Annotated in this window: 28 protein-coding genes and 2 tRNA genes; 19 read left to right on the forward strand and 11 right to left on the reverse strand. The window is 64.2% G+C overall.

Annotation, left to right across the window (positions count from 1 at the left end; genetic code table 11):
- The first annotated feature begins 4 nt into the window (after positions 1 to 4).
- The 9 genes from E3O25_RS10680 (at position 5) to E3O25_RS10720 (ending at position 6,561) form a co-directional block, all read left to right on the forward strand.
- Entirely contained in the window at positions 5 to 802 is a 798-nt protein-coding gene (locus E3O25_RS10680) for a metal ABC transporter ATP-binding protein (RefSeq protein ID WP_241983777.1), read from the forward strand.
- The gene (locus E3O25_RS10685; RefSeq protein ID WP_092110543.1) at positions 803 to 1,687 is read left to right on the forward strand and encodes a metal ABC transporter permease; all 885 of its coding nucleotides are present in this window, start codon (positions 803 to 805) and stop codon (positions 1,685 to 1,687) included.
- Positions 1,687 to 2,538: a metal ABC transporter permease gene (locus E3O25_RS10690; protein ID WP_134361119.1), complete on the forward strand. Its 852-nt coding sequence runs from the start codon at positions 1,687 to 1,689 to the stop codon at positions 2,536 to 2,538. Before E3O25_RS10685 ends, E3O25_RS10690 begins: the two co-directional genes overlap by 1 nt.
- Positions 2,535 to 2,939 (forward strand): Fur family transcriptional regulator, encoded by a 405-nt coding sequence (locus E3O25_RS10695; RefSeq protein WP_092110539.1) that lies wholly within the window; start codon positions 2,535 to 2,537, stop codon positions 2,937 to 2,939. Before E3O25_RS10690 ends, E3O25_RS10695 begins: the two co-directional genes overlap by 4 nt.
- A 195-nt stretch (positions 2,940 to 3,134) precedes the next feature.
- The gene (rpmB, locus tag E3O25_RS10700) at positions 3,135 to 3,371 is read left to right on the forward strand and encodes a 50S ribosomal protein L28 (RefSeq protein WP_035835252.1); all 237 of its coding nucleotides are present in this window, start codon (positions 3,135 to 3,137) and stop codon (positions 3,369 to 3,371) included.
- On the forward strand, positions 3,371 to 3,538 hold the full coding sequence (gene rpmG / locus E3O25_RS10705; RefSeq protein WP_035880539.1) for a 50S ribosomal protein L33: 168 nt from the start codon (positions 3,371 to 3,373) through the stop codon (positions 3,536 to 3,538). The genes rpmB and rpmG overlap by 1 nt, the downstream gene beginning before the upstream one ends.
- A 2-nt stretch (positions 3,539 to 3,540) precedes the next feature.
- Complete coding sequence (gene rpsN, locus E3O25_RS10710; protein ID WP_092110538.1) at positions 3,541 to 3,846, forward strand: 30S ribosomal protein S14; 306 nt, start codon at positions 3,541 to 3,543, stop codon at positions 3,844 to 3,846.
- A 311-nt stretch (positions 3,847 to 4,157) separates the two neighbouring features.
- On the forward strand, positions 4,158 to 4,445 hold the full coding sequence (locus E3O25_RS10715; RefSeq protein ID WP_035835256.1) for an HU family DNA-binding protein: 288 nt from the start codon (positions 4,158 to 4,160) through the stop codon (positions 4,443 to 4,445).
- A gap of 127 nt (positions 4,446 to 4,572) precedes the next feature.
- A complete protein-coding gene (locus tag E3O25_RS10720) occupies positions 4,573 to 6,561 on the forward strand; it encodes a cytochrome c oxidase assembly protein (RefSeq protein WP_092110536.1) in 1,989 nt (662 codons plus the stop codon).
- A 105-nt stretch (positions 6,562 to 6,666) separates the two neighbouring features.
- Here E3O25_RS10720 and E3O25_RS10725 read toward each other — a convergent pair whose 3' ends face one another.
- A complete protein-coding gene (locus E3O25_RS10725) occupies positions 6,667 to 7,749 on the reverse strand; it encodes a hypothetical protein (protein WP_134361120.1) in 1,083 nt (360 codons plus the stop codon).
- Positions 7,750 to 7,974: 225 nt separating this feature from the next.
- Between E3O25_RS10725 and E3O25_RS10730 the strand changes: the two genes are divergently transcribed.
- Positions 7,975 to 9,309: an ATP-dependent RecD-like DNA helicase gene (locus E3O25_RS10730; protein WP_092110532.1), complete on the forward strand. Its 1,335-nt coding sequence runs from the start codon at positions 7,975 to 7,977 to the stop codon at positions 9,307 to 9,309.
- A 37-nt stretch (positions 9,310 to 9,346) separates the two neighbouring features.
- Here E3O25_RS10730 and E3O25_RS10735 read toward each other — a convergent pair whose 3' ends face one another.
- From E3O25_RS10735 to E3O25_RS10750, 4 genes are all read right to left on the reverse strand, one after another.
- The gene (locus tag E3O25_RS10735; protein ID WP_092110530.1) at positions 9,347 to 9,928 is read right to left on the reverse strand and encodes a hypothetical protein; all 582 of its coding nucleotides are present in this window, start codon (positions 9,926 to 9,928) and stop codon (positions 9,347 to 9,349) included.
- 48 nt (positions 9,929 to 9,976) lie between these two features.
- Complete coding sequence (locus E3O25_RS10740) at positions 9,977 to 10,387, reverse strand: DUF4383 domain-containing protein (protein WP_092110528.1); 411 nt, start codon at positions 10,385 to 10,387, stop codon at positions 9,977 to 9,979.
- A gap of 184 nt (positions 10,388 to 10,571) precedes the next feature.
- Positions 10,572 to 10,835 (reverse strand): GlsB/YeaQ/YmgE family stress response membrane protein, encoded by a 264-nt coding sequence (locus E3O25_RS10745; RefSeq protein ID WP_092110526.1) that lies wholly within the window; start codon positions 10,833 to 10,835, stop codon positions 10,572 to 10,574.
- A gap of 241 nt (positions 10,836 to 11,076) precedes the next feature.
- The gene (locus tag E3O25_RS10750) at positions 11,077 to 11,973 is read right to left on the reverse strand and encodes an SDR family NAD(P)-dependent oxidoreductase (RefSeq protein ID WP_134361121.1); all 897 of its coding nucleotides are present in this window, start codon (positions 11,971 to 11,973) and stop codon (positions 11,077 to 11,079) included.
- A gap of 154 nt (positions 11,974 to 12,127) precedes the next feature.
- Between E3O25_RS10750 and E3O25_RS10755 the strand changes: the two genes are divergently transcribed.
- From E3O25_RS10755 to E3O25_RS16975, 4 genes are all read left to right on the forward strand, one after another.
- A complete protein-coding gene (locus E3O25_RS10755; RefSeq protein WP_092110522.1) occupies positions 12,128 to 13,393 on the forward strand; it encodes an alkaline phosphatase PhoX in 1,266 nt (421 codons plus the stop codon).
- Positions 13,394 to 13,513: 120 nt separating this feature from the next.
- Entirely contained in the window at positions 13,514 to 14,035 is a 522-nt protein-coding gene (locus E3O25_RS10760) for a DinB family protein (RefSeq protein ID WP_092110520.1), read from the forward strand.
- A gap of 877 nt (positions 14,036 to 14,912) precedes the next feature.
- Positions 14,913 to 15,686, forward strand: coding sequence for an ice-binding family protein (locus E3O25_RS10765; RefSeq protein WP_134361122.1), 774 nt, complete (start codon positions 14,913 to 14,915; stop codon positions 15,684 to 15,686).
- A 285-nt stretch (positions 15,687 to 15,971) separates the two neighbouring features.
- The gene (locus tag E3O25_RS16975; protein WP_166806014.1) at positions 15,972 to 16,112 is read left to right on the forward strand and encodes a hypothetical protein; all 141 of its coding nucleotides are present in this window, start codon (positions 15,972 to 15,974) and stop codon (positions 16,110 to 16,112) included.
- A gap of 326 nt (positions 16,113 to 16,438) precedes the next feature.
- On the opposite strand, the gene E3O25_RS16980 is transcribed toward E3O25_RS16975, so the two are convergent.
- Positions 16,439 to 16,516 (reverse strand) — tRNA-OTHER (locus tag E3O25_RS16980).
- Positions 16,517 to 16,793: 277 nt separating this feature from the next.
- On the opposite strand from E3O25_RS16980, the gene E3O25_RS10770 reads away from it, so the two are divergent.
- On the forward strand, positions 16,794 to 17,981 hold the full coding sequence (locus E3O25_RS10770) for a hypothetical protein (protein ID WP_134361123.1): 1,188 nt from the start codon (positions 16,794 to 16,796) through the stop codon (positions 17,979 to 17,981).
- Between the two features lie 322 nt (positions 17,982 to 18,303).
- Here the strand turns inward: E3O25_RS10770 and E3O25_RS10775 are convergent, their stop codons facing one another.
- From E3O25_RS10775 to E3O25_RS10790, 4 genes are all read right to left on the reverse strand, one after another.
- Complete coding sequence (locus E3O25_RS10775; protein ID WP_134361124.1) at positions 18,304 to 18,975, reverse strand: hypothetical protein; 672 nt, start codon at positions 18,973 to 18,975, stop codon at positions 18,304 to 18,306.
- On the reverse strand, positions 18,972 to 19,247 hold the full coding sequence (locus tag E3O25_RS10780; protein ID WP_134361125.1) for a hypothetical protein: 276 nt from the start codon (positions 19,245 to 19,247) through the stop codon (positions 18,972 to 18,974). Before E3O25_RS10780 ends, E3O25_RS10775 begins: the two co-directional genes overlap by 4 nt.
- Positions 19,248 to 19,941: 694 nt before the next feature.
- Positions 19,942 to 20,151 carry a helix-turn-helix domain-containing protein gene (locus E3O25_RS10785; protein ID WP_134361126.1) on the reverse strand — a complete coding sequence of 70 codons (210 nt, stop codon included), beginning with the start codon at positions 20,149 to 20,151 and terminating at the stop codon, positions 19,942 to 19,944.
- A complete protein-coding gene (locus E3O25_RS10790) occupies positions 20,148 to 20,384 on the reverse strand; it encodes a helix-turn-helix transcriptional regulator (RefSeq protein WP_134361127.1) in 237 nt (78 codons plus the stop codon). The genes E3O25_RS10785 and E3O25_RS10790 overlap by 4 nt, the downstream gene beginning before the upstream one ends.
- Positions 20,385 to 20,564: 180 nt before the next feature.
- Here E3O25_RS10790 and E3O25_RS10795 point away from each other — a divergent pair, with 180 nt between their 5' ends.
- Together E3O25_RS10795 and E3O25_RS10800 are read left to right on the forward strand one after the other, a co-directional pair.
- Complete coding sequence (locus tag E3O25_RS10795) at positions 20,565 to 21,152, forward strand: hypothetical protein (protein ID WP_134361128.1); 588 nt, start codon at positions 20,565 to 20,567, stop codon at positions 21,150 to 21,152.
- Complete coding sequence (locus tag E3O25_RS10800) at positions 21,145 to 22,377, forward strand: tyrosine-type recombinase/integrase (RefSeq protein ID WP_134361129.1); 1,233 nt, start codon at positions 21,145 to 21,147, stop codon at positions 22,375 to 22,377. Before E3O25_RS10795 ends, E3O25_RS10800 begins: the two co-directional genes overlap by 8 nt.
- Before the next feature lie 16 nt (positions 22,378 to 22,393).
- On the opposite strand, the gene E3O25_RS10805 is transcribed toward E3O25_RS10800, so the two are convergent.
- Positions 22,394 to 22,467, reverse strand: a tRNA-Gly gene (locus tag E3O25_RS10805).
- 70 nt (positions 22,468 to 22,537) lie between these two features.
- Here E3O25_RS10805 and dcd point away from each other — a divergent pair.
- A complete protein-coding gene (gene dcd, locus E3O25_RS10810; RefSeq protein ID WP_092110514.1) occupies positions 22,538 to 23,119 on the forward strand; it encodes a dCTP deaminase in 582 nt (193 codons plus the stop codon).
- Between the two features lie 90 nt (positions 23,120 to 23,209).
- A complete protein-coding gene (locus tag E3O25_RS10815) occupies positions 23,210 to 23,731 on the forward strand; it encodes a hypothetical protein (RefSeq protein WP_134361130.1) in 522 nt (173 codons plus the stop codon).
- Positions 23,732 to 23,760: the final 29 nt, after the last annotated feature.

Below are 23,760 nucleotides of genomic sequence, written 5' to 3' on the forward strand. Positions count from 1 at the left end.
ACCCGTGATCGAGAACACTTCTCAAGTAACACCCACAGCGAACGCTGCCGCCGCTCTCCGAGTGGCGGCGGCGTCGTTCGCGTACGATGCTGAGCCCGCGCTCACCGGGATCGACTTCATGGTGCTGCCCGGCCAGGCCGTTGCCCTGATTGGCCCCAACGGTTCGGGCAAGTCCACCCTGCTCAAGGGTATTCTCGGGCTCATCGCCCGCACGGCGGGTGACGTCGAGGTGCTCGGGCAATGGCCGGCTCCGGCCGGCTACATCGGTTACGTGCCGCAGACCGACCAGCTCGACCCGAACTTTCCGGTCTCGCTCGAGCAGGTCGTCATGATGGGCCGTTACCGCTCGCTCGGCTGGTGGCGCATGCCAGCCAAAGCCGATCGCCGGGCAGTCGCCGAGGCGCTGGAGACCGTCGGCCTGGGCAACCGCGCGAAGACTCGCTTCGGTGAGCTGTCGGGCGGCCAGCAGCAACGCGGTCTGCTCGCGCGCGCCGTCGCATCCGCCCCGCGCTTGTTATTGCTGGATGAGCCGTTCAACGGTCTGGACCAGGTCAACCGGGATGCCCTCATTGACACCGTGAAACGGCTCAAGAAGCAGGGTGTTGCAGTGCTGGTCTCGACGCACGACCTTGATCTGGCTCGTGCCGTGTGCGAGAGCGTGCTGCTGCTCAACGGGGCGCAGGTGGCGTTCGGGCCGCGCGACACGGTGCTGACTCTGGCGAACGTGCAGCAGGCCTTCGGGTCGGTCGGTGTGGAGATGGACGAGCACACCATCGTTGTTCCGGGCCACGGAGGTCACTGAATGGACCTGGCCATGCTGTTCACCGCCTTCGACCTGCCGTTCATGGCGCGGGCGCTGCTCGTGCTCGTTGTGCTCAGCCTGGTCGCCGGGCTCGTCGGTGTGCTCGTCAACCTGCGCGGGCTCGAGTTCATCAGCGACGGACTGACCCACGCGGTCTTTCCCGGGGTGGCCATCGGATTCGTCTGGGGCGGCCGCGACGGCCTGTTCGTGGGTGCCATGGTGGCGGCCCTCATCGCCGCCGTCGTGCTGACAGTGATCGTCAAACGCGCGGTCACCTCGGACGCCGCCATCGCCATTGTGTTCACCGCCATGTTCAGCGTGGGAATCATCGTGGTTTCACGGGAAACAAATTATGTCGGTCAGCTCGATGCCCTGCTGTTCGGACGCCTGTTGACCGTGAGCCCGGCCGAGGTCAATCAGACCGTCGTGGTCTGCCTGATCGCGTTGATCATCGTGGGGTCCACCCTCAAGGAGCAGGTCTTTCGAGCCTTCGACCTCGAAGGCAGCCGGGCAGCCGGATACCGCCCGCTCGTGCTCGACGTTCTACTCAATGTCGCCATCGCCCTCGTCGTGGTGGCCGCGAGCAGTGCCGTGGGCAATCTGCTCGTGCTCGCCGTGCTGATCGTGCCCGGCGCGGTCGCGCGTCTGGTGACCAATCGCCTGTGGCTGCTCTTTCCGGTCGCCGCCGGCTTCGCGATCCTGGCGGCATGGGTCGGGCTCGCGCTCGGCTACGACGCCTCGGTGAACGGTGGCGTCGACCTGCCGAGCGGAGCCACCGTCGTGCTCGTGCTCGTTGCGGGCTACGTGGTGGCCCTGATCGTGCGCCTGGCCCTGGACCGGACCGGCGGTCCGCGCCGAGCACGCCGTGTGGCGGTGGCGCACTGATGGGCTACTTCGAGCAGGCACTGCTGGCCGCGGTATTGATCGGGGCGGTCAGCGGCCTCGTGGGCACCCTCGTGGTCTTGCGGCAGCGCACCTTTTTCGCCCAGGCCCTCACCCACGCGACTTTTCCGGGAGCGGTCGGCGCGGCCATCCTGGGAGTGAGCATCCCCCTCGGCGCGGCGCTGGCGAGTGTGATCATCGTGGGCGTCATGACCATGATCGGGCGCGTCAAGCGGCAGGGCAACCAGGTGGCCTCCGGCATTCTGCTGACCGCGGGATTCGCCCTCGGCGTGCTGTTGCAGGGGCTCAACCCGTCTTTGCCGGTGAAGGTCGACTCCTATCTGGTCGGGTCCATTCTCACGGTGACCGAACGCGATGTGACGCTCGTGGCCGTCGTGCTGGTGTTCGCGGTGCTCGCCATCGTCTTTCTCGGCAAGCAGATCATGTTCTCGACCTTCGACGTGAACGGTTTTCGCGCGGCCGGCTACCGGGAGTGGCCCATCGAACTGCTGACCCTCGTGCTGATCACAGCCACCGTGGTGACCGCGATGCCGGCCGTCGGAGCCATTCTCGCGATCGCCCTGATCGCCGCGCCCGCCGCGGCCGCCCGGCTCGTCTCCCGCACGACGACCCAGATGTTCGTCATTGCCCCCCTGCTCGGTGCCCTGTCCGGCCTGGCCGGCGTGCTGTTCTCGCGATCCTTCGACGTGGCGGCCGGCCCGGCGATCGCCCTCACGGCGGCTGCGCTATTCCTGCTCGCCCTGCTGCTGCGGCGGCTTGTGCGCGCAGGAGGAGGCCCAGGCCCCGCGGATGCGAATCGGAGGTCGCGAACATCGCTACGGTTGAAGTCATGAAGCGAAACACCTGGCAGCGCGAGGCCGTGCGTGGCGCCCTCGACGCGAACGACGGCTTCGTCAGCGCCCAGGCACTGCACTCCGCCCTGCACGCGACCGGATCTCCCATCGGCCTTGCCACGGTCTATCGGGCGCTCGCCGACCTCGCGACCAAGGGCGATGCGGACTCGCTGCAGTCGCCGGAGGGTGAAAGCCTGTATCGCGCCTGCAGCACGAGCAAGCATCATCACCACCTGATCTGTCGCAATTGCGGGTTGACGATCGAGATCGAACCGCATGCCGTCGAGCAGTGGGCGAACGACGTCGCCGCCGCGAACGGGTTCACCCAGGCGGAGCATGTCGTGGACGTCTTCGGGCTGTGCGCTGCCTGCAGTGCCCTGGCCGCGGCATCCGCTTCGTAAACTATTCAGCGCTGATGCGCTGACGAGTTTGCAGGACGCTCTGCCATCGAGTAACGTAGGGAGCTGCTACGCCTGTGTGCGTACACTGCGGGCGTTTCTCTCCCGGCCTTGAGTTCGCTCGGGGCTGCTGTGGGGTTGTGCCCGTCGACAAGGGATCTTGGGAAGGGCACTCGCCCTTCGGTAATGGAGGTAACCATGGCATCTGTATGCCAGGTGACCGGAGCTGTTCCCGGCTTCGGACACAACATTTCGCACTCGCACCGACGCACCAAGCGTCGTTTCGACCCGAACGTTCAGAAGAAGACGTACTACGTGCCGTCGCTTCGTCGCAAGGTCACACTGACCTTGTCCGCAAAGGGCATCAAGGTTATTGATGCTCGTGGTATCGAGAGCGTCGTCAAGGACGTTCTCGCTCGTGGGGTGAAGATCTAATGGCTAAGGCTCATGACGTACGTCCGATCATCAAGCTTCGTTCCACGGCTGGAACCGGTTACACCTACGTGACCAAGAAGAACCGCCGTAACGACCCCGACCGTCTCGTGCTCAAGAAGTACGACCCGGTCATCCGTAAGCACGTTGACTTCCGTGAGGAGCGCTAAACATGGCGAAGAAGAGCATGATTGCCAAGAACAACCAGCGCAAGGTCATCGTCGAGCGCTACGCCGTCAAGCGCCTTGAGCTCAAGAAGGCACTGGTTGACCCGGCCGGCACCGACGAGTCGCGTGAAGCAGCTCGTAAGGGCCTGCAGAAGCTGCCGCGCAACGCGAGCCCGGTGCGCCTGCGCAACCGTGACGCCGTTGACGGTCGTCCCCGTGGCCACCTCTCCAAGTTCGGCATCTCGCGCGTTCGTTTTCGCGACATGGCGCACCGCGGCGAGCTGCCCGGCATCACCAAGTCCAGCTGGTAACTCCTGCTGGAAGCCGGTTTTACCGGCCCCTGCACCATAGAAACGGGATGTCGACTTCGGTCGGCATCCCGTTTTGTGTTCGGGCGGTGTTCACCGTAGCCCCTCTGATGTTTCGCGGAGAGCGAAAATCGGGTGCCACTGAGGGGGAAATTGCCTTGAAATGGCCTAAAAACGCCGTAAATCCGGGGATTTTGGTGGATCAATGCTAGATTTCAACTCGGTCGAACCGACCAGCGGGGTTTCTCTCTCGAGGAGCATCCGTACTACGAATATCGCTGTTTTTACAGACGAAGGTCCGAGGAGGACACTCAATGGCTGACAAGTCGCTGAACAAGACCGAGCTCGTTGCCAAGGTTGCCGCTGACTCCGGACAGAGCCAGGCCGCCGTTGACGGCGTTCTGAACGCATTCTTTGCAACCCTGGCCGAGACCGTTGCCGCTGACGGCAAGGTCACCATCCCGGGATGGTTGGGCGTCGAGCGCACCGCAACCGCCGCTCGCACCGGCCGCAACCCGCAGACCGGCGAAGAGATCGCCATCGCCGCCGGCCACCGCGTCAAGCTGACCGCCGGAAGCAAGCTCAAGGCTGCCGCCAAGTAGCTTTTGCTGTAACAGAGGGGCGTCGGCTACGGTCGGCGCCCTTTTTTCGCGCCCGAAGGCATCCATTTGGCGGGTGCGGTCGCCAGCTGGCGACGGATGCCCAGGGCTGGGCGAATAAGCTGGGCTGGTGCCCCGTCTCGTCCGCGTTCTCGGACCGGCAGCCCTGCTGCTGGTCGCTGTGTTGTCCACCCTTGTCGCCCTGTCCTATGGCGGGGGTGCCTCGGCCCAGCTGCTCGCCGACCCCGGGCCGGTGGTGCGCTGGGGACTCCCCATCGCCAAGCTCGTGGTCAACCTCGCGGCGGCCGGCACGATCGGTGCCCTCGTGCTCACTCTCTTCGCGCTCAGCCCGAAGGAACGCGAGTTCGGTACCGCCCTGGACTTCGCTGCGGCGTCGGCGGCAGTGTTCGCCGTCGCATCCGCTGTGACGGGGTTTCTGACCTTTCTGCAGGTCACCAACGTGCCCTTCGGCGTCAGCGACCAGTTCAGCGCGACGGTCGGCCAGTTCTTCAGCCAGATCGAACTCGGGCAGGCCTGGCTCGCCACGACCCTGATCGCAGCCGGCGTCACCGTCTTGTGTTTCGCCGTGCGCAACCAGACTGCGCTGGTCTTCGTGACCGTGCTGGCCCTCACCTCGTTGCTGCCCATGGCCCAGCAGGGCCACTCGGCGGGCGCTGCCGGGCACAACGCCGCGATCACCGCCCTGGGTCTGCACCTCGTCTTCGCGGCGATCTGGCTGGGCGGCCTGCTGACCATCATCGTGCTGCGCACCCAGCTGGACGGCGAACGCATCCGCCAGGTGATCGGTCGGTATTCCGCGCTCGCGCTGGTCTCCTTCGTCGTCGTGGCGGCGTCCGGCTATGTCAGCGCTGAGCTGCGTATCGGTACCTGGGAGAACCTGTTCAGCCCCTACGGCATTCTGGTTCTGGTCAAGGTCATCGCGCTCGTGGCCCTCGGCGCCTTCGGGGCACTGCAGCGCCAGTTCTTCATCAAGCGGATGCAGCGGGCCGAGCCCGCGCGCGGCCGCTGGTTCTGGTGGCTCGTCGTGACCGAGCTCGGCTTCATGGGGCTTGCCTCCGGCGTGGCTGCGGCGCTCGCCCGCACGGCGACACCCGTGGCCCAGGTGGTCGCGACCGAGATTCCGCAGAGCACCCCGGCGCAGATCCTCACCGGTGAGCTGCTGCCGCCCGAACTGACCTTTTCGCGCTACTTCACCGAGTGGAACTTCGACCTCGCCTGGATCCTGTTCTGTGCCTTCGGCATCTTCTTCTACCTCGCCGGCGTCTGGCGGCTGCGGCATCGCGGTGATGCCTGGCCGATATACCGCAGCGTGCTCTGGATTCTCGGCATGCTCACCCTGTTCTACATCACCAACGGCGGTGTGAACGTGTACGAGAAGTACCTTTTCTCCACCCACATGCTCATGCACATGATGCTGACCATGCTCGTACCGCTGATGCTCGTGCCCGGCGCCCCGGTGACGCTCGCCGCGCGCGCCATCGCCAAGCGGCAGGACGGCAGCCGCGGTGCGCGCGAATGGATCCTCACCGCGGTGCACTCGCGTTTCGCTGGCATCGTGGCCAATCCGATCGTCGCTGCCATCCTGTTCGGCGTCTCGCTCTGGGTGTTCTACTACACGTCGATCTTCAGCTGGGCGACGACCGACCACATTGGCCACCAGTGGATGATCGTGCACTTCTTGATCACCGGCTACCTGTTCGTCCAGTCCCTGATCGGTATCGACCCGGTGCCGTTCCGGTTGCCGTACGCCTTCCGCCTGTTGTTGCTGCTCGTGACCATGGCGTTCCACGCGTTCTTCGGTCTCGCCCTGATGAGCGGCACCGGGCTGCTCCTGGCTGACTGGTACGGGGCGATGGGCCGTACCTGGGGCCTCTCGGCCATCGCCGACCAACAGATGGGCGGCGGCGTAGCCTGGGGAATCGGAGAATTGCCGACCTTCGTGCTGGCCGTCGTAGTGGCGATCCAATGGAGCCGCGACGATACCAAGGTCACCAGGCGACTCGATCGCAAGGCCGACCGTAACGAGGACGCCGAGTTGATCGCGTACAACGCCAATCTGGCCCGAATCGCCCAGCGCGACGCGCAGACCCCCGGCTAGCTGCGACCTCCATCCCCGGTGAGGGGGCGTAAATCGACCTTCCGGAGGCTGTTTTAGGTCGATTTGTAACCCCTCACAGGCGGGTCGCGCGGCGGGCGGGCTCGGCTAGTGCAGTTGGATGGCGAGGGCGCCGCTGGGCTGCACGACAACGCTGAGGCCCATCGTGAACGGCACGTCTTCGTCGCGGATGTTGATATCGCCGTCGAACAGGGACTGCACCTCGACCACAATATGGGCCAGCCCGTCGGTGGACACCATTTCGAAGGACAACTCGCCGGCGGTCAGGGTGACGGGAGGATACGCCGTGATGGACCACGCCGGTGCGCCGTCAATGCGGTCATCGATGGGAAAGCTCATCGGGCAGCTGGTCGGTTGCAGCACCGTCTGGGTGGCGCATGCGTCGAGGAACTTGTTCAGTTCCGACTGCACCTGGGACACCATGGCCTCGTTGGGTACCGCGTCGACCTCGACAGCGGTCGGGCCGGCCGCTGTGACGCGCACCGTGGCCTTCTTCGCGGTGAGCATCGCCGACTCATGCTTGAATTCGTAGCGGTTCGGGGCGAAGGCGAGATAGGCGGCAGACGTGGAGAAGGTGGCGGGGGCATCCGCTGCGCTGTGGGCGCGCGTGTCAAGAGTGAGGTCGTTGACCGTGAAGGATCGCTCGTGCAGCACCGATACCTGCAGCACAGCGAGGGGGCTGACGGTGAACCGCCAGGCATGGAACACGCCTGCGAAGGTGCCGGCCCGCTCAACGGTGAACACCATGCTCGACGCGGTGCCGTTCAAATCGAAGTCGAACACGACGGTCTGGGCGGTTTCGTCGTCGGTGGCCGCGGTGGCGGTCGCGCTCGCGAGCTCAATATTGTCGAGGCCGCCGAGAACGGATGCCCGCAGCAGCGTCTGCGGGAGGTCGCCCGCCGCCTCGTCGGTCAGCCCCCACGCCGTGAGGTCGGCTGTGTCGGGCATAACGCCGCCGAGGGCGAGGGCACCGACGGTATCGCCGCGGGCCAGGGCGTCGAGGTACTGCTCCACGAAGCCGCCGGCACTGTACACCGTGCGATTAAGGGCTCCGATCGTGGCCACGAGGCCGGCTGCCAGCAGCGCAGCGACCACAACGATGGCGAGAACGGCCCGGAGCATACTGCCGCGGCGCCCTCTCGCCCGCTGCTGCTCGGCCGGAATGGTCACGTCCATATTGTACCGGGCGTGCCGCTTGGGGGCCCGCGCCCGGTCCAGCCCCCGCGCGGGTTCGGGGCGGTTACAGTGGGATGTCCCCAATGTCGATAACACCAATGTCGATAACACCAGTGTCGATAACACCAGTGTCGATAACACCAGTGTCGATAACACCAGTGTCGATTTCACCTGTGTCGCAACCAGCGTGCCGTATTCGCCTGCCAGAGAAAGTGTGCCGTGTCCGAGATTCCGCTCAGCCGTGAACAGGCGCTGATCTTCGCGGCCATTGAGGGTACGAAACAGAACGTCTTCGTCACCGGCCGGGCCGGAACGGGGAAGTCCACCCTGCTGAACCACCTGTCCTGGAATACCAGCAAGCAGATTGTGATCGCCGCTCCCACCGGCGTGGCCGCACTGAACGTGGGTGGGCAGACCATTCACTCGCTCTTTCGACTGCCGATCGGTGTGATCGCCGACAGCCCGATCGACCAGAACGACCAGGTGCGCAAGCTTTTGAACACCATTGACACCCTCGTCATCGACGAGGTCTCCATGGTCAACGCCGACCTGATGGACGCCATCGACCGCAGCCTGCGGCAGGCCAGACAGCGACCCTTTGACGTGTTCGGCGGCGTGCAGATCGTGCTGTTCGGCGACCCGTACCAGCTGGCTCCGGTACCAGGCGGCCCCGACGAGCGTGCCTATTTCGCCGACCATTACCGGTCGATGTGGTTCTTCGATGCGAAGGTCTGGCGTGACGCCGAACTGCGCATCTTCGAGCTGACTGAGATTCACCGCCAGCGCGACAACGACTTCAAGCTCATGCTCAACGCCGTACGCCACGGGCAGGTCACCCCCGAGATCGGCGGTGCGCTCAACGGCGCCGGTGCGCGCACACCGCCCAGTGAGGGCGTGATCACCCTCGCGACGCGCAATGATGCTGTCAACCGTATCAACGCATCCGCTTTGAAGAAGCTGTCGGGCAAATCGCTCACCGCCAAGGCGGACATCACCGGGGATTTCGGCGGCAAACAGTTTCCGGCCGACGAGGTGCTCGAGCTCAAGGTTGGCGCGCAGGTGATGTTCCTGCGCAACGATTCACCACTCGACGGTGGGCCGCGCTGGGTGAACGGCAGCATCGGCACGGTGACCAAGGTCACCTCCACCGTGTTCGTCGATATCGACGGTGACGTGCACGAGGTGGAGCCGACCGTCTGGGAGAAGTACAAGTACACCTACAACGCTGCGACCAAGAAGCTGAGCCGGGATGTCGTGGCGGAATTCACCCAGTTTCCGTTGCGCCTGGCCTGGGCGGTCACCATTCACAAGTCTCAGGGTGCCACCTATGAGCGGGCCGTTGTCGACCTCGGAGCTCGGGTGTTCAGCCCCGGCCAAACCTATGTGGCGCTGAGCCGGCTGACCAGCCTGGACGGGCTGTACCTGACCCGGCCGCTGCGACCGAGCGACATCATCGTTGATGAAAACGTCAAACGGTTCATGAATATCGAGGTCGTACCACCGGTGGCCGACCTGGCGGGGCTCGATGAGTCGGGGCGCGACCCTTCGGGGTGAGGCAGATCGACCGGGGCCGAGTGTTTCGCGAGGGACTCTAGTGTGCCCCGTGGGAGCCTGGGTCAGGCTCGGTGACCTGCGTCACTCCGTGCGAACCGTGGGGTACCGCGTGGGAACCGACCTCGGTGGCGGCGAGGGCCGGGGTGGTGAGTGCCGAGAGCAGAAAGCCTCCAACGACGAGGCCGGTGAGAAAACGCCAGCCACCGGGTGTTGCTGCACGCAGTTCACCGGCCCCAGCGGCACCGACGGGTGTAGGGATCCCATGCGATGCGCGACGCAGTGCAATGGCCACCGTGGCGGCCAGAAAAATGTTGAACAGAGACGACACGGCCATCGGATACAACGGCAGGCCGGTCTGCGCGCTCGTGACGCCGAGACCGCTGCCAAGGGCGGCGGTCGATCCCCAGATAAAGACCGGGATGAGGGCTGCGCCCACGACGACGCGGGGCGCGATGACGCGGCCCGCGGCGAGGGTGGCGATTCCCCAGCCGAGTTCAGCGATGCCGAACCCGACCAGGAGAACCGACAGGGGAAGCGGAGCGGTCACGCCAACGGCCAGGTGGATCAGGGCGGCGCCGAGTGCGGCGAAGCCGAGCCAGATGCGAAGAACCGGGGACATGATGCTCCTGGGATAAACCTGCTGCGAAGGGATGGAGTGGGGGTTTGCTTAGACCGTCGCGTGGCTGCGAATTGTCTTGTCAGCGGTCAGACCGACCCCGAGGAGCACGATCGCGCTGGCGAGGTGCAGAAAGTGGTCAGCGGTGTTGAGCGCCAGGATATTCAATGAGGTGCTCGCGATGAAGAAACCGACGATGCCAAGCAGCAGATACACGGCACCGATCGTCGTGTTCGTGGCTTTGGCAGCCATGGCGTTGGAGAGTCCGGCGATCAGCAGGGCTGCGCCGATCAAGAGGTGCGCGACGTTGTGCAGCGGGTTAACCTCGAAAATGCCGAGGAGTAATCCGCCTTCTGTGGCGATGAATCCGACGCTGCCGGTGACGGCGAAGCCGAGTAGTCCGACGAGAACGTAGACCGCGCCGAAGACGGTGGCGATCAGGCGATTGGGTGATGTGCGCATTTCAGGTGCCTCCTAGGTGATTCACGGCTAACCCGTGGTTGCTTTGTATTCGGAGCTCCATCTGCTTCGGATTGGTACTAATTGTGGCCCTGATGTTCCCCGAGCGGGTGGCGACAGGTCTGCCAAAATGGACACAAATCAGCGCGGCACCCGTCTGGGTGCCGCGCTGCTGTCTGCTGGTGGGTCAGGCCTTGCGGCGGTTCGTGATCGCGCCGTAGATGAGGAGCACGATGAGCGCCCCGACGATGGCGAGAATCCAGGTGGTCACCGAGAAGAACTCCTGCAGGTTCACGTTGAACAGGAGCCCGCCGAGCCAGCCGCCGAGTAGTGCGCCGACGACTCCCAGAAGCAGGGTGATAAACCATCCCCCGCCTTGGCGACCGGGCAAGATTGCTTTTGCAATGGCGCCGGCGATGAGACCGAGCAAGAGGAATCCGAGGAAACTCATGAGACTGCCTTTCCGTTGTTCGTGCTGTCAGGACGTCAGCGATGGATGACGGCGTACTGCCGCTCGCGTGAACCTATCCGTCTGCGTGCTCATCGTCAATGGCACGCAGAGGGGAGTTCGATTGAAATCTCGAATAGCGGATGCTGGCCGCCGCCGCGATTGCGGCCGGTCCGCTGGAACGATTCAATCGATCCAATAACGCCGAACCGAGCCTGGCCGGGCCGTCCTCCTCATCGAACGATTAGGGGTGGCGGGTTCCGACTCCGGCCAGTAGAGCCCGGTAGCCCTCGCGATAGCTCGGGTAGCTGAAGGTGAATCCGGTCCGCAGCAGGAGCTGGTTGCTGAGGAGTTTGTCACCGCCGCGCTGGCTTTCGCGCGATGCTGGCTTGCTCGGCGTCGGCTGCGGCGTCGCCTCAGGCTTGAGGGTTGGCTCAGGCAGGCCGAGCTCGGCGGCGAGAAAGGTCAGGACCTCGTTGGCCGGCACCGGGGCATTGTCGACACCCAGATAGAGCGGTGCGGGCTGTCCCGGGCGCAGCAGCAGGTGAACAATCGCGGCGGCTGCGTCGTCCCGGTGTATGCGGTTGGTGTGGCGTGACTGGGTGGAGAGCTGGGCGCCGTCTCGCACCTGCTGGATCAGGCGTTCCCGGCCGGGTCCGTAGACGCCGGCCAGGCGCAGCACGGTGGCGGCGGGGAGACGCTGGTGCAGCATCCGCTCGGCTTCAAGCACGATGGAATCGGTGCCCGGCCTGGGATTCGCAGGGGTTTGCTCGTCAACCCGGCTGCCGTCGTTGACGTCATAGACAGCCGTGGACGACACCAGCAGCACGCGGCGGGGTGTGACGGCGGCGCTGGTCTCGTCGTGAGAGGCGAGGGCGTCGAGCAGGTTGCGCAGGCCGTCGAGGTATGCGGCGCGATAGGCGTCGATGGTGGGGCTGCCGGCGGAGATGGCGATGACGACGAACTCGGTGTCGAGCGGGATGACGGGCTTCGTCACGCTGAGGTCAACGGCTTGGCCGCAGATCTCTGGCGGGAGCACACTCGCGTTGCGGCGCAGCCCGACCACAGGGTGCCCCAGGCGCGCGAATCGCAGCCCCACCTCGGTGCCGAGGTCGCCGCATCCGGCAATGAGTACCGTCATCACTCTCCTTGTGCTTGGTGACAACGCTAGCTGGCTTCGGCGCCGAAATGGACACGCCGGGATGGTCACCAAAACGTGGGATGAGCGTTGCTGACTGTTCACCCACGACAAATACTCTGGAGGAGTTCTCAGCCGTCGACTCAGAAAGATTAACATGATCAAGAAGATTGCAACTGGCGCTGTATTCGTCTCCCTGCTGCTCAGCCTCGGCAGTGCCGCCCACGCAGATCCGGCCGGCCCTACGGCGGGTCCCGGCGACCACGCTCAGGGCCCGTTCGCCTTCGAGCCCCTCGCCGCATCCGCCTACGGCCAGGCCAGCAGCGACTGGACCGTGCCGTACCTGGTTCCGGCCGGTTTCACGCAGACCCTGGTGAAAGACGAGACCGTGCTCGACGTTTACCCCGGCGTCGATGACCTGCACGACATGAATACTCAGAATGAGACCGGCCGCGAAGCCGGACGCTACCTATACAACACCTACGAGGTTGGCGCGAACGGCGCTGTGGCTGTCACCGATTTGAAGACCGGGACAACCTCGGTCATCGCCCAACGGGCCGACTGGAATCGGCTGGATGGCATCCGCTGGACGCCGTGGGGCAGCCTGCTGATCACCGAAGAGACGGCGGGCGGCAAGGTCTACGAGCTGTTCTTCGATAAGAAGGACCTCACCAAGGTCGTCAAGATCGAAGAGCGAATCGCGCTCGGCGTGTTGCGCCACGAAGGCATCGACGTAGACAAAGACGGCAACGTCTACGTCATCGACGAGCTCAACGGTGGCTCGATCTACAAGTTCGTACCCACCCAGAAGGGCAACCTCGCGGCGGGCCAGCTCTACGCGCTCAAGCTGACCGGGCTGGCCAATGCCGACCAGCTCTGGAACGCGGGCACCTTCGCGAACAAGGTCGGGGCCTTCAGTTGGGTGGCCCTCGATCAGAACCAGGTCGAAATGGATGCCGACGTCGCGTCGAACGCGGTCGTCGCGACCGAATTCGGTCGCCCCGAAGACGTCGAGATCATCGACCACACGCTCTACGTGGCCAACACCTCGGAAGACCGCGTCATCGCCATCGATTTGAAGAAGAGCATGCTCAGCACCTTCGTGCAGGCTGGGGTCAACGTGCCGGTCGAGAACCAGGCCGCCGGAATCACGGGATTCAACAACCCCGACAACCTGGCGGAGGGCCCCGATGGCGCCCTGTGGATCGTCGAAGACAACAGCTTCAGCGATGTCTACCGGGCCAGCACGCGCGCCAATACGGTCGGCAACTCCATCAATGTTGAGCTCTTCGCTTCGCTGACGGATCAGGGCGCCGAGACGACCGGCATCTACTTTGGAAAGAACCCGAAGGAGCTCTTCCTGAGCGTGCAGCACCCCGACAAGGCGCTCGCTGACGGCATCTGGAAGATCAGCAAACGCTAAGCCCGACCTGGCTTCGACGCGCCGCCCGGTAGTCGCTTCGGCGCCCGGGTGGCGCGTTCGTCTACGACGGCCGCGCCATCGGCCGACTGCGCGCCAAATCGCGGTTGTTACCATGAAGCCATGCCAATTATTCCTGACACGTCTGACTGGACCTGGGTGCTCGAACGCCCCTGCCCCGCCTGTGGATTTCGGGCGAACGAGGTGGACTTCGAGAGCCTGCCGCGCCTGATCCGCGCGAACGCCGCAACCTGGCCGGGCGTGCTGACGCAAACGGATGCTGCGGTGCGTCCGAACGATCACACCTGGTCAGCCCTCGAATACGCGGCTCACGTGCGTGATGTCTGTCGCCTGTTCGACGAGCGCCTGCGCCTCATCCTCGACGACGACGACCCGTTGCTGGCGAACTGGGACCAGGACGCCACGGCGATCGCGGAGCGGTACGACTTACAGGATCCGCAGACCGTGGGACGCGAGCTCGTGGCAGCCGCTTCAAGCGTGGCCGAGAGTTTCGCCGCCGTACCAGCGGATGCCCGCCAGCGCACCGCCCGCCGCAGCGACGGGCCGTCGTTCACCGTGGCGACTTTCGGCGCGTACTTTCTGCACGACATCGTGCACCATCGGCACGACGTGGGCGCTGACTAAGAGGCGCCTGTCATTTTTCGAAGTCGTGTGCACAATTATGCCGACGTCGGCACAAGCACAAATGTTCACACTCGCCTGCACAGCTCGCGCCGGCCAGCGACGAACTTACTTCAATTCCCCGGCCGGTGGGCGTCTGCCCGGCACGGCGCCGGCTGACTGCAACGACCGCGCCGCATCCGGACTTCCCCGGCGCCGGCCCACCTCCACCGGATTTAGCGCCCGAATCCGCCGCTCCACACTGCTCCGAGACGGAACCGGGAGTGCTTGAGCCCGGCACTCCATCGCCATGTCATGGGTTCACATTCGACTGCACAAGCCCGAAAACTCAGGGGCTGTTATGCAAACGACTTCGAAGAATACAGGCAGCTCGGCGAACTCGGCCGCTTCGCTCGCCGGGACAATGTCGCCAGCCGTTTTGGCGAGCGGCTCGCGCATGGACTCGTTGAAAGCCTCGATCAGTTGGAGCTGTCGCGCCAGAGCGCGGGCGTGAGGCCGAGCGTGGTGCCCATGCGGCAGGTATAGCCGGGCTCGACCTTCGGCGGCGGGAGGGGCATCGACAGGCTCAACCTACGAGGCGTGTCTGGCCCACATGAACGTTGGGAGAATACGACTCCTTGCTGGATGCTGGGCGAATGAGGTACCCCCTACTGTTGGGGTAGACAGATTCGATTCGTTGGAACCGGTCCCGTGGGGCGTGCACATGTGTGCGTGGTGGACGCCTGTTGAGCGTGGGACCGGGGGCTCTCTTTTTTGGGTGGATTAGGCCAGGGGAGCAGTTGGCCAACGCTTAGATACCCCATGTGCAACATCGGAGACCGCGCCCACCGCGGCCCTGCCCAGATCTACATCCTGCGCGTCCATTGAGAGGGAAGACACCATGACCCAATTCCAGCATCGATCCAACCCGCGCAAACGACTTCTGGCTGCCCTGCTGGCCGTCGCAGTGGTCGGAGTCGGCAGCGCCGGCTTCGGCGGAGCAGCCGCCGCGGGCCCGCTCCCCCAGGCGCCCGTCGCCCTCGGCGTTGCCGGCACCTTCGCAATCCTGTCCAAGACCGGGGTGACGGATGTCCCCTCATCCGCCGTCACCGGCAACGTCGGGGCGAGCCCGATCAGCGGTGCCGCCATCTTGCTGACCTGCCCGGAGGTGACCGGCACGATCTTTTCGGTTGACGCCGCAGGCCCGCCGTGCAAGGTCACGGATGCCACGCTGCTCACGAGCGCCATCGGCGACATGGGCATCGCATACACGGATGCGGCCGGGCGCGTGAACCCCGACTTCGTCAACCTCGGTGGCGGCGAGATCGGCGGACGCACCCTCGTACCAGGCCTCTACACGTGGAGCACCGACGTTTCACTCTCCAGCGACGTCAAACTATCTGGTGGTCCGAACGACGTCTTCGTCTTCCAGATCTCCGGCAACATCGACCAGGCGCCGGCCAAGAACGTAACCCTCGTGGGCGGCGTTCAGGCCAAGAACGTGTTCTGGCAGACAGCCGGCGCCGTGACTCTCGGCACCACCGCCCACTTCGAGGGCACCATCCTGAGCAAGACCATGATCGCGATGAACACCGGCGCATCGATCAACGGCCGCCTGCTGGCGCAGACCGCGGTCACCCTGCAGAGCAACACCGTCGCCGAGCCGGCGAAGTAACTACTTCGCAGGCCGCAATAGGGGCCGGGGAGACGACATCCGTTGTTCTCCCCGGTCCCTTCGCTCGCGTCGAGAGCCCTGAACCGGGCCATGACGTCGTCGTGGGCGCTCGTCGGCCGCGCTTCCCACGTTGCCGGGTCGTCGATGTTGGCCACCAGTTCTTCGAGATCGGGCAGCTCGAGGACATCGGGAAGATTCAGGAGCAGCGCCGCAAACTGCCGGGCGTCGATGACGGTCACGTGCTCCGGCTTCTCGAATTGTGATCTGCCCGGGGCAGAAGTCGCGATGGTCGACGCCCTCGGCAAGGTCATGTTCGATCTCGTTAGGGACGAAACTCAGTTGTTCGAGGAGTACGCGGACAGTGCAAACCTCACGAAGTGGCTGCAGAATGCGGTTTTCCGTGCGCTCTATACGAGCGCGGCATAGCTTTGTCAGGGCGCATGGGGAAACGTCGTTGTGGCCGCCGATCTGACTTGACCGGGAGCTTGTCGATCAACTGAGGATGCAAACGCTGCCATCTACCGAAGCGAATGCGACAGGCGGTTCGGTGGTTGCCGACGACAAGCGTGCATCGCCGCGCGTACTTTCGAAGCTTTGGCCCAGGCCTTCCCCGTGACACAGGGATCACCTTCCGGCCACAGGCGGCCCTGGACGTACGCCGAAGCCATTGCGGATTCGAAAAGCAGTCTCGGTATGAATGATTAAAGTCTTGATTACCGTGAGAACTGACACCTGCGACCGGGCCGGCAGGGAGCGGATGACGGGAATCGAACCCGCGCTATCAGCTTGGGAAGCTGATTTTTACGCTCGTCGGGAGGCCATCATTCCGCGCTTTTACTAAGAGACACACGCTTGTTGATGTTGTCCCGTGCCATCTAATTTCAGCCCATATCGGGTGCTAATGGCACGTATATGGCACGCGCATGGCACGTCGGCGCATGGCTGTGGCTTTCGGCGCCATGTGGCGGCGTTCTGTGATTTTTATGTGGCGCATTGACCTGGTCGCACGTAGGTTACGAGACCATCGGCAATGTTCGACCGGCTATCGGGCGCCATACCTGCTGCGTGTACGACGAAGGCGGCTCCGGGCAACCATAGACTGCCTGCATGACATCAGCGCGGCTAATCGGGTCAGAGGAAGCTGCTGGACGGCTGCGTGCGACATCGTTGCGCGAGTTTTTTGACCCTAGAACGGACCGTAACGACCAGTCCAGGCGATACAGGCGATACCGGCGGGCCATTTCGCGCGACGAGATCGCCCTTCCCGCATTGGTGCGGTATGCGCTGGAACTAATCGGCCTGCGTTCATCCGGGCCTAAGGAGAAGGTCGCGTGGTGGGTTAATTTCCTGTACCAGGGCCTCCAATGCGAGCTTGCGCTAGAGAAGTTTGGCCTACGGATGTACGTCGAGATCGTCGACAACGACGAAGAGCAGGCTACTGAAGTAGCAAACAAGATTGTCAAGAAGCTCAGATCCAGCATGCGGTCTGTTGAAGGTTTGGTGCTGACTCCCGCCGCGGCCGAGCTCTTCCGGAACGGCAAAGCTACAGTTGTCAATCAACACATGAGCCTGCGTAGGACCTACGAGTATTTTCGTGGGCGTGCATCCAACCCATTTGTCATCGAAGACGAGGTGATCCACCTGGTTACCCCCGAAGGAATTGAACTCGGCATGACCATCGAATCAGGCAAGGGACAGATGCAACTCAACTCGTTTCGTGACTTGGTTGCTTCAGTCAACGCCTACATAAGCCTTCTCGAGCACCACATGGTTCTCACGTTGCCTTTCGAAGGCTTCGACCCTTCAAAGCACTCACTCGAAAAGTTCATAGGTGTGCGGTGGGGAGATAAGTATGGGCAGGTGTTTGATCTGACCCGAAAGAACGACAAGCGCTACTACGACAGGCTGGTTGAGGTCGTCGAGCGCTGGCGCAATACGTATTCTCACGGGGGGTTCGAGAAGGGACACGGCTCTACGGTCTATCTCCACTACGAAGGGGTGGGAGCCATCCCCGTAGGCCTGAGCTCCGCTACTGAACGCGTAGGCACCTTCTTCATGCCTGCGATAGATGAAGATATCAACCATGTATTCGAACTGTTCGACGAGTTCGACGCGTGGCTCAATGACGAACGTATGTGTTTCGCCATGGAGTGGATCGACGCTGGCCTAGATGTCCGATTCGATCCTGACTTCCGGGCAGAACTCGTCGAGGCCATGGAAAGTCCCGAGCGATTCGCAAGCTACCTCGAATACAACGAGTACCGCGCTGACCTTCATGTGAACATGGACTTCTGAGACGCGGTAGGGAAGAGATCGCTCGAATTTTCGACTCGAATTCGTAGAGTCACAAAACGTCTCACGTATCAGCTCCCGCCCCATCTGAAATCGTTATACATCGGCGAAAACTCGCGGTGCGGCGATTCTCAAAACCAGGGCGCATAACTCCGGCTTTTGGCGTCGTTTCGGAGGTATGAATGCACCGGTCGTTTGCGAAAACGCACGCGCGCGCACGCGAGGGCGGCGCTCAGAGGGCTTCGAGAGGGGCACGAAGAACGCCCAAGCACGGGCGGTTGCCGATGCTTGGGCGCTCAGTGACCTGCGTGCAGGGAGCCTGGAGCTATGCCATCGTGGGCGCCGGGTCTTCGATGCGTCGGAGCGCTGCCTGGTCTACCGGCACGTCGTCGGAGAACGAGGCGGCGTACCCCTCGCGGTCAACGGCGTGAATGGCTTGCCGGACACCCATGCTGACTTCTCCAGTCTGAGCCTCGGTGAGCGCCTGGGACCATGCCGCCTGTCGAGCATCCTGGGCGTCGTCGGCTGCGGCGTCCGCGGCGTCCGCGGCACCCAGGCCCACGAGCCGGTCAAAGGCCCGGCCTCGGAGCTCCGCGGCGATCCCGACCGAATCACCGGATGCGAGAACCTCGGGCAGGATCTCGATGCTGTCAACGATGGCCGCTAGGCGCGACTCGTCCGCGGCGTCGATGATTCCCACCAGCGACCGGCCGGCGCCCACGAGCGCCAGCACCTTCTCACGCTCCCGGTTCTGAATGGCGATGTCGTCGGCTGTCCGTGGTGCACGGCTCGCGAGCACCTCGGCTTGGCGGTCACGGCTGGCCGGCGCCGCGGGGGTGGCTGCCGTCAACTGTGCGCGTGCCGCGGTCACCATGTCGGCACGTCGCCGCGCCTGGGCCTCGATGGTCAGATCGTTGTCAGCGAACTGGAGCGCCGCCGCGAGGGCCAGGCGGCTAGAGCGGTACGCCGCTGCGTGTGTGGATGTCGTGCTAGTCATGATTGGGGTCCGTTCGGTTCTAGGCCTGATGGCCGTTTGGGCCGCGGGCTGTGCGCCGCGGGAGTCTTGGGGGGAGTGCCTGTCTCGTGCGCCTTGGCGAGGCCTCGGTGTAGTCGCTCGGTCGCCTTGCCTAGGGCTGCCGCTGTCGTCGCCTTGTCCACGTCTTGGGCGTACCGCTTCAGCACGAGAGTTGAGCGCTTGCCCTCGTCGTCGTCGTCGTCGTCGTCATAGCCGCCGTAGCCGCTCACGCCGCGACCGCCTGGGGTGTGCACTTGGGACAGGGCAGGAGGTGAATGTGCTTATCGCAGGCCACGAGCTCGGGCGGCTCTGCTGCCGCTTCACAGGCTGCGCACCGCGCCGCCCATGGGCTGCCCACATGCTCGTCACACCTAGGTTCAATATTCAATTCAGGGTCCGTTTCGTGCGTAGTGGTCAAGTGAGGTGGTGCTGATAAGTGAGTTGATTCCTGTTTCTCGTCTTTCTGGATCCTCACTGTTCCTAGGGGGGAGGGATTTCCTACCGTTAGAGGTACGTTTTCCCTACCGTTAGGGGGCGGAAAACTCTCCCTTGTAGGGGTAGGTTTTCCCTCCTGAATAGGGGGCGGGTTTCCGGATGCCAGATCCCCGTTCATGGTCAGCTCGTAGGCCGCCCTATGGCCGCGCCGGCCGACCTGGGCACTCCGCAGGGCGCCCTTACGGCGCAGGCCCTTGATGGCTTCCTTGATGGCGGCGAACCCGGCCTCGCGCTCCCGGCAGATCCTCGCAAAGTCCGGGTGGCCCAACTCCGGCTCGTCTGGGAGCATCCGCCCGATAGCACGCGCCGTCTCCTCGCGACTGCTCCAGTACCGAGGCGGTCGATCAGTGTCGAGCGCGGTCACGGACATCTGGACCAGAACGCGGAACTCATTGCCGGTGAGGTGGTTGACGGCACCGAACGCAATAGCCCGCTTGACGAGGTTCGCACCCATTATTCGAGCGGTTCGGTAGCACCCAGGAGGGCGAGCAGAGCGGGCACGGGAACGAGGAGGCGGCGGCCGAACCGACGCGTAGGCAGCTCGCCACGGGCCGCGCTCGCATAGGCCGAGGCCCTCGCGAGCCCTAGAAGGTTGCCGGCCTCCTCGACGGTCAGGACAGCCCGGCCGCGGATGCTGTCGAGGGTGAGCGCTGGGCTGGTCATCGCTTGCCGCCTGTGGCGCGCTGGAGGTCGCTGAGAACGGCGACGTAGGCGATGAGATGCAACCCACGAGGGCGACGGGTCCCGGCCTCCCAGCGGTTGATGGTCATTCTTGACACGCCCAGCTCGCGAGCCAGCCGGGCCTGGGAGACGCCGGCGCGGGTGCGGATGGCTCTTGCGAGGGCCGGGACAGGAAGACTCGCATGGGCTGCGACTTCAAGGGATAAATTGCTCATGGAAGTCAGATTATGAAACGGAAACACTCGCGCGCTACGTCCATTCGTGCCAACTTCAGCGCGCACTTATGACACAGACATAGCGTTGCTGTGTCTAGGCAGGCGCCCGAAAACGAGTGAATCCGGCAACTGCGTGCGCAACTGTTGCATAATTGGTTACAAAAGCCGTAACCTAAGGCCATGACGAATACCTCGCGCTGGGACATCAACGAGCACGCGGCCATCAATCCCGACGCGTTTACCGCCGGAGACTGGCACACCGTGGACGACACCCAGGGCGCCGCGGGCCGGTTCTATGTCCGTGTGGGCAAGTCCCCCGATGGGCAGCTCGTGATCACCGGCATCCTGATGGGCGGCGAGCCAATCCCGTTCATTGGTGTGGCCCTGCCTGCGATCACCGCGAAGACGCTACGTGAGATTCAGCCGGTTCAGATCCTGAAAACGATGCAGTGGCGTGAAAAGGACTCGCCGCCACCGCGAGGGATCGGGCCTGTGCATCCCCTTACCGGTCTGGCCCGTTTCGAGGGAATGACCGAACGAATCGAGGCGGCGGCCCGCGAGCAGAAAGGCCCTGGCCGACCCGGCCCGTCTCCGGCTCGACTGCGAGAGTTCGCGGCGGTCTATCTCCGGCACCGAGAGTATGCGGGCGTCCGGGCGATGAGTCACACCTACCGCGAGATGCACATATCGAGAGCCAAGGCGAACCGGTGGGCAAAGCAGTGCAGAGAACTGGGATTTATACCGACCGGGGAGACCGAAAATGACTGAGATCAAGCGCACACGCAAGGTGAACCGGGCGGCGTTCGGCTCGGCTCGCAAGCTGCCCAGCGGGAGATGGCAGGCGCGCTATCCCGACGAGGCCGGGCAACCCATGACGGCATCTCAGACGTTCGACACCAAAGCTCAGGCACTCGATCACATCGCAGAGGTTCGCGCTGACCGTAATCGAGGCAGCTACATCGACCACCGCGACGGCGCTCAGGCGTTCGAACCCTACGCCCGCGCCTGGATCGAGGCCGGGGGCACACGGGGCAAGCTCGCGCCGCGCACCGGCGAGCTGTACCGCGACATCCTGGCCCGTCAGCTCGTGCGGTTCGACGCAATGCCGCTCAGCGCCATCACAGGCAAGACCGTTCGCACCTGGTACACCGATACACGCGTTCGATTGGCCTCAGGAGCCCGCCAGAAGGGCGCGACGGGGGAGACACGCCTCAGGCAGTCATACTCGCTGCTACGGGCGATTCTCGGCACCGCGGCCGCTGACAACCTCATAGCCGCGAACCCCTGCCGAATCGTCGGCGCCGGGTCTGTTGCCAGTGTCGAGCGCCCGTACCTCTCACCGGACCAACTGGCCCTGATCGTCGCGGCGATGCCTGACCGGTTCGACGTGCCCCTGCGGGTCATGCTCGGCGCGCACCTGCGACTAGGCGAACTGATCGGCCTCCAGCGCGGGGACTTCGACCCTGCCCACGGGATGCTGCGTATCGAGCGGCAGGTGCTCGTGGTCGACAACCACGAGGCGGTCACCGGCACGAAGACGGGCACCGCCCGAGACGTAGCCCTGCCGCCCAGCGTCGCCGAGGTACTCGTCGCACACCTCGCCGCCTCGACAGGCTTTCCCCGCTCGGCCCTGTTCATGGGCGCTGGAGGGCAGCCGCTCTCGCGCTTTCAGGTGCAACGCGCGTGGACCAAAGCCACGAGAGACGCGAACCTGCCCGGCTACCACCTCCACGACGTGCGCCACGCCGGCCTGACACTCGCCGCGCACGCCGGCGCCACGACTCGCGAACTCATGGCCCGCGGTGGACACCGCACGAGCCGGGCTGCGCTCATCTACCAGCACGTCGCAGAGGAGCGGATGACCCTCCTCGCAGACCGTCTCGATGGCCTCCTCGGCACGTCGAATATGGGAGCTAATGGCACACGGTTGGCACGACCCGGTGTTGAACCGGTCGATACCGGTCAGGCGATACTCCAGAGAATAGCCACCTGATCAGGCTTTTAAAGTGTGGAGCGGATGACGGGAATCGAACCCGCGCTATCAGCTTGGGAAGCTGAAGTTCTACCATTGAACTACATCCGCGCGCCCGCTGTGACTGAACAACAACCGGAACCGTGCCAGCATATCAAGCCCTCACGGCTAGGCTGGCATCGTGCTGCTCTCCGATCGTGATATCAAGGCTGAACTCGACGCTGGACGAATCGGTTTGGAGCCGCTCGACCCCGCCATGATCCAGCCGTCGAGCATTGACGTGCGCCTCGACCGCTTGTTTCGGCTGTTCGACAACCACAAGTACGCCTACATCGATCCGGCCGAGGACCAGCCCGAACTGACCCACCTCATCGAGACCAAGCCCGACGAGCCGTTCATTCTGCACCCGGGCGAGTTCGTGCTCGGTGCCACCTACGAGCAGGTCACCCTGCCCGACAATGTGGCGGCGCGGCTCGAGGGCAAGAGTTCGCTCGGTCGCCTCGGCCTGCTCACCCACTCGACCGCCGGCTTCATCGACCCCGGGTTCTCCGGCCACGTCACGCTCGAGCTCAGCAATGTCGCGACCCTGCCGATCAAGCTGTGGCCCGGCATGAAGATTGGCCAGCTGTGCTTCTTTCAGCTCAGCTCGCCGGCCGAGAAACCGTACGGCTCGAGCGAGTACGGCTCCCGCTATCAGGGCCAGCGCGGCCCGACGGCGTCGCGCTCATTCCAGAACTTTCACCGCACCACGATCGAGCGCTGACCCGCGCACCTTCACCGGGTATAGCGGATGCCGGCAAGCCGAGCAAACGCAGTACATCGAAGGTAACCTTCCGTCGGGTAAAATCTGGGTATGACCTCCATGCCCACCCGATTCGACGAGGCGCTCATCGCGCACGGTCCCACGCCGGCCTACCCGGGGCGCATGCACCGCTTCGGCCAGATGGTCGGCTCCTGGGCCGCGAAAGGCACTCGGCTCGATGAGACCACGGGCGAATGGATCGAACGCGATTTCGTCTGGATGGTCGAATTCATCCTCGACGGTCGGGCGGTGCAAGACATCGAGGTCGTCGCGAGCACGACGCATCCGTCGGGATTTGAAACCGTCGCCACCACCCTGCGCGTCTACGACCCGTTCGCCGGCGCCTGGCGGGTCAGCTACTTCGCGCCGGTACTCGGCGAATACTGCCAACTCATTGCGACCCCGTACCGCCACGGCGTGCGGCAGGAGGGCACGCGCACCGACGGTCGCCCGATCCGCTGGAACTTCACGGCCATCACTCCGGACAGCTACAAGTGGGAGGGCTGGGTCTCAGCCGACGAGGGCACAACCTGGCAACTCATTGAACACAACGAGGCCACCCGCATCCGCTGAGAAACGGATGCTGATGGCCTCGGTGTGAG

This window comes from Cryobacterium sp. TMT1-3 (assembly GCF_004402315.1).
GTDB classification, from domain to species: domain Bacteria; phylum Actinomycetota; class Actinomycetes; order Actinomycetales; family Microbacteriaceae; genus Cryobacterium; species Cryobacterium luteum.

Coding starts and splice junctions, on each gene's coding strand:
- E3O25_RS10735 (WP_092110530.1), bottom strand. CDS start 9,928: ATGTCCCCGGTTCTTCGCATCTGGCTCGGCTTCGCCGCACTCGGCGCC.
- E3O25_RS10750 (WP_134361121.1), bottom strand. CDS start 11,973: ATGACGGTACTCATTGCCGGATGCGGCGACCTCGGCACCGAGGTGGGG.
- E3O25_RS10685 (WP_092110543.1), top strand. CDS start 803: ATGGACCTGGCCATGCTGTTCACCGCCTTCGACCTGCCGTTCATGGCG.
- E3O25_RS10800 (WP_134361129.1), top strand. CDS start 21,145: ATGACTGAGATCAAGCGCACACGCAAGGTGAACCGGGCGGCGTTCGGC.
- E3O25_RS10715 (WP_035835256.1), top strand. CDS start 4,158: ATGGCTGACAAGTCGCTGAACAAGACCGAGCTCGTTGCCAAGGTTGCC.
- E3O25_RS16975 (WP_166806014.1), top strand. CDS start 15,972: ATGGTCGACGCCCTCGGCAAGGTCATGTTCGATCTCGTTAGGGACGAA.
- E3O25_RS10785 (WP_134361126.1), bottom strand. CDS start 20,151: ATGACCAGCCCAGCGCTCACCCTCGACAGCATCCGCGGCCGGGCTGTC.
- E3O25_RS10695 (WP_092110539.1), top strand. CDS start 2,535: ATGAAGCGAAACACCTGGCAGCGCGAGGCCGTGCGTGGCGCCCTCGAC.
- E3O25_RS10770 (WP_134361123.1), top strand. CDS start 16,794: ATGACATCAGCGCGGCTAATCGGGTCAGAGGAAGCTGCTGGACGGCTG.
- E3O25_RS10775 (WP_134361124.1), bottom strand. CDS start 18,975: ATGACTAGCACGACATCCACACACGCAGCGGCGTACCGCTCTAGCCGC.
- rpsN (WP_092110538.1), top strand. CDS start 3,541: ATGGCGAAGAAGAGCATGATTGCCAAGAACAACCAGCGCAAGGTCATC.
- E3O25_RS10745 (WP_092110526.1), bottom strand. CDS start 10,835: ATGAGTTTCCTCGGATTCCTCTTGCTCGGTCTCATCGCCGGCGCCATT.
- E3O25_RS10795 (WP_134361128.1), top strand. CDS start 20,565: ATGACGAATACCTCGCGCTGGGACATCAACGAGCACGCGGCCATCAAT.
- rpmG (WP_035880539.1), top strand. CDS start 3,371: ATGGCTAAGGCTCATGACGTACGTCCGATCATCAAGCTTCGTTCCACG.
- E3O25_RS10690 (WP_134361119.1), top strand. CDS start 1,687: ATGGGCTACTTCGAGCAGGCACTGCTGGCCGCGGTATTGATCGGGGCG.
- E3O25_RS10765 (WP_134361122.1), top strand. CDS start 14,913: ATGACCCAATTCCAGCATCGATCCAACCCGCGCAAACGACTTCTGGCT.
- E3O25_RS10760 (WP_092110520.1), top strand. CDS start 13,514: ATGCCAATTATTCCTGACACGTCTGACTGGACCTGGGTGCTCGAACGC.
- E3O25_RS10755 (WP_092110522.1), top strand. CDS start 12,128: ATGATCAAGAAGATTGCAACTGGCGCTGTATTCGTCTCCCTGCTGCTC.
- E3O25_RS10740 (WP_092110528.1), bottom strand. CDS start 10,387: ATGCGCACATCACCCAATCGCCTGATCGCCACCGTCTTCGGCGCGGTC.
- E3O25_RS10815 (WP_134361130.1), top strand. CDS start 23,210: ATGACCTCCATGCCCACCCGATTCGACGAGGCGCTCATCGCGCACGGT.
- E3O25_RS10790 (WP_134361127.1), bottom strand. CDS start 20,384: ATGAGCAATTTATCCCTTGAAGTCGCAGCCCATGCGAGTCTTCCTGTC.
- rpmB (WP_035835252.1), top strand. CDS start 3,135: ATGGCATCTGTATGCCAGGTGACCGGAGCTGTTCCCGGCTTCGGACAC.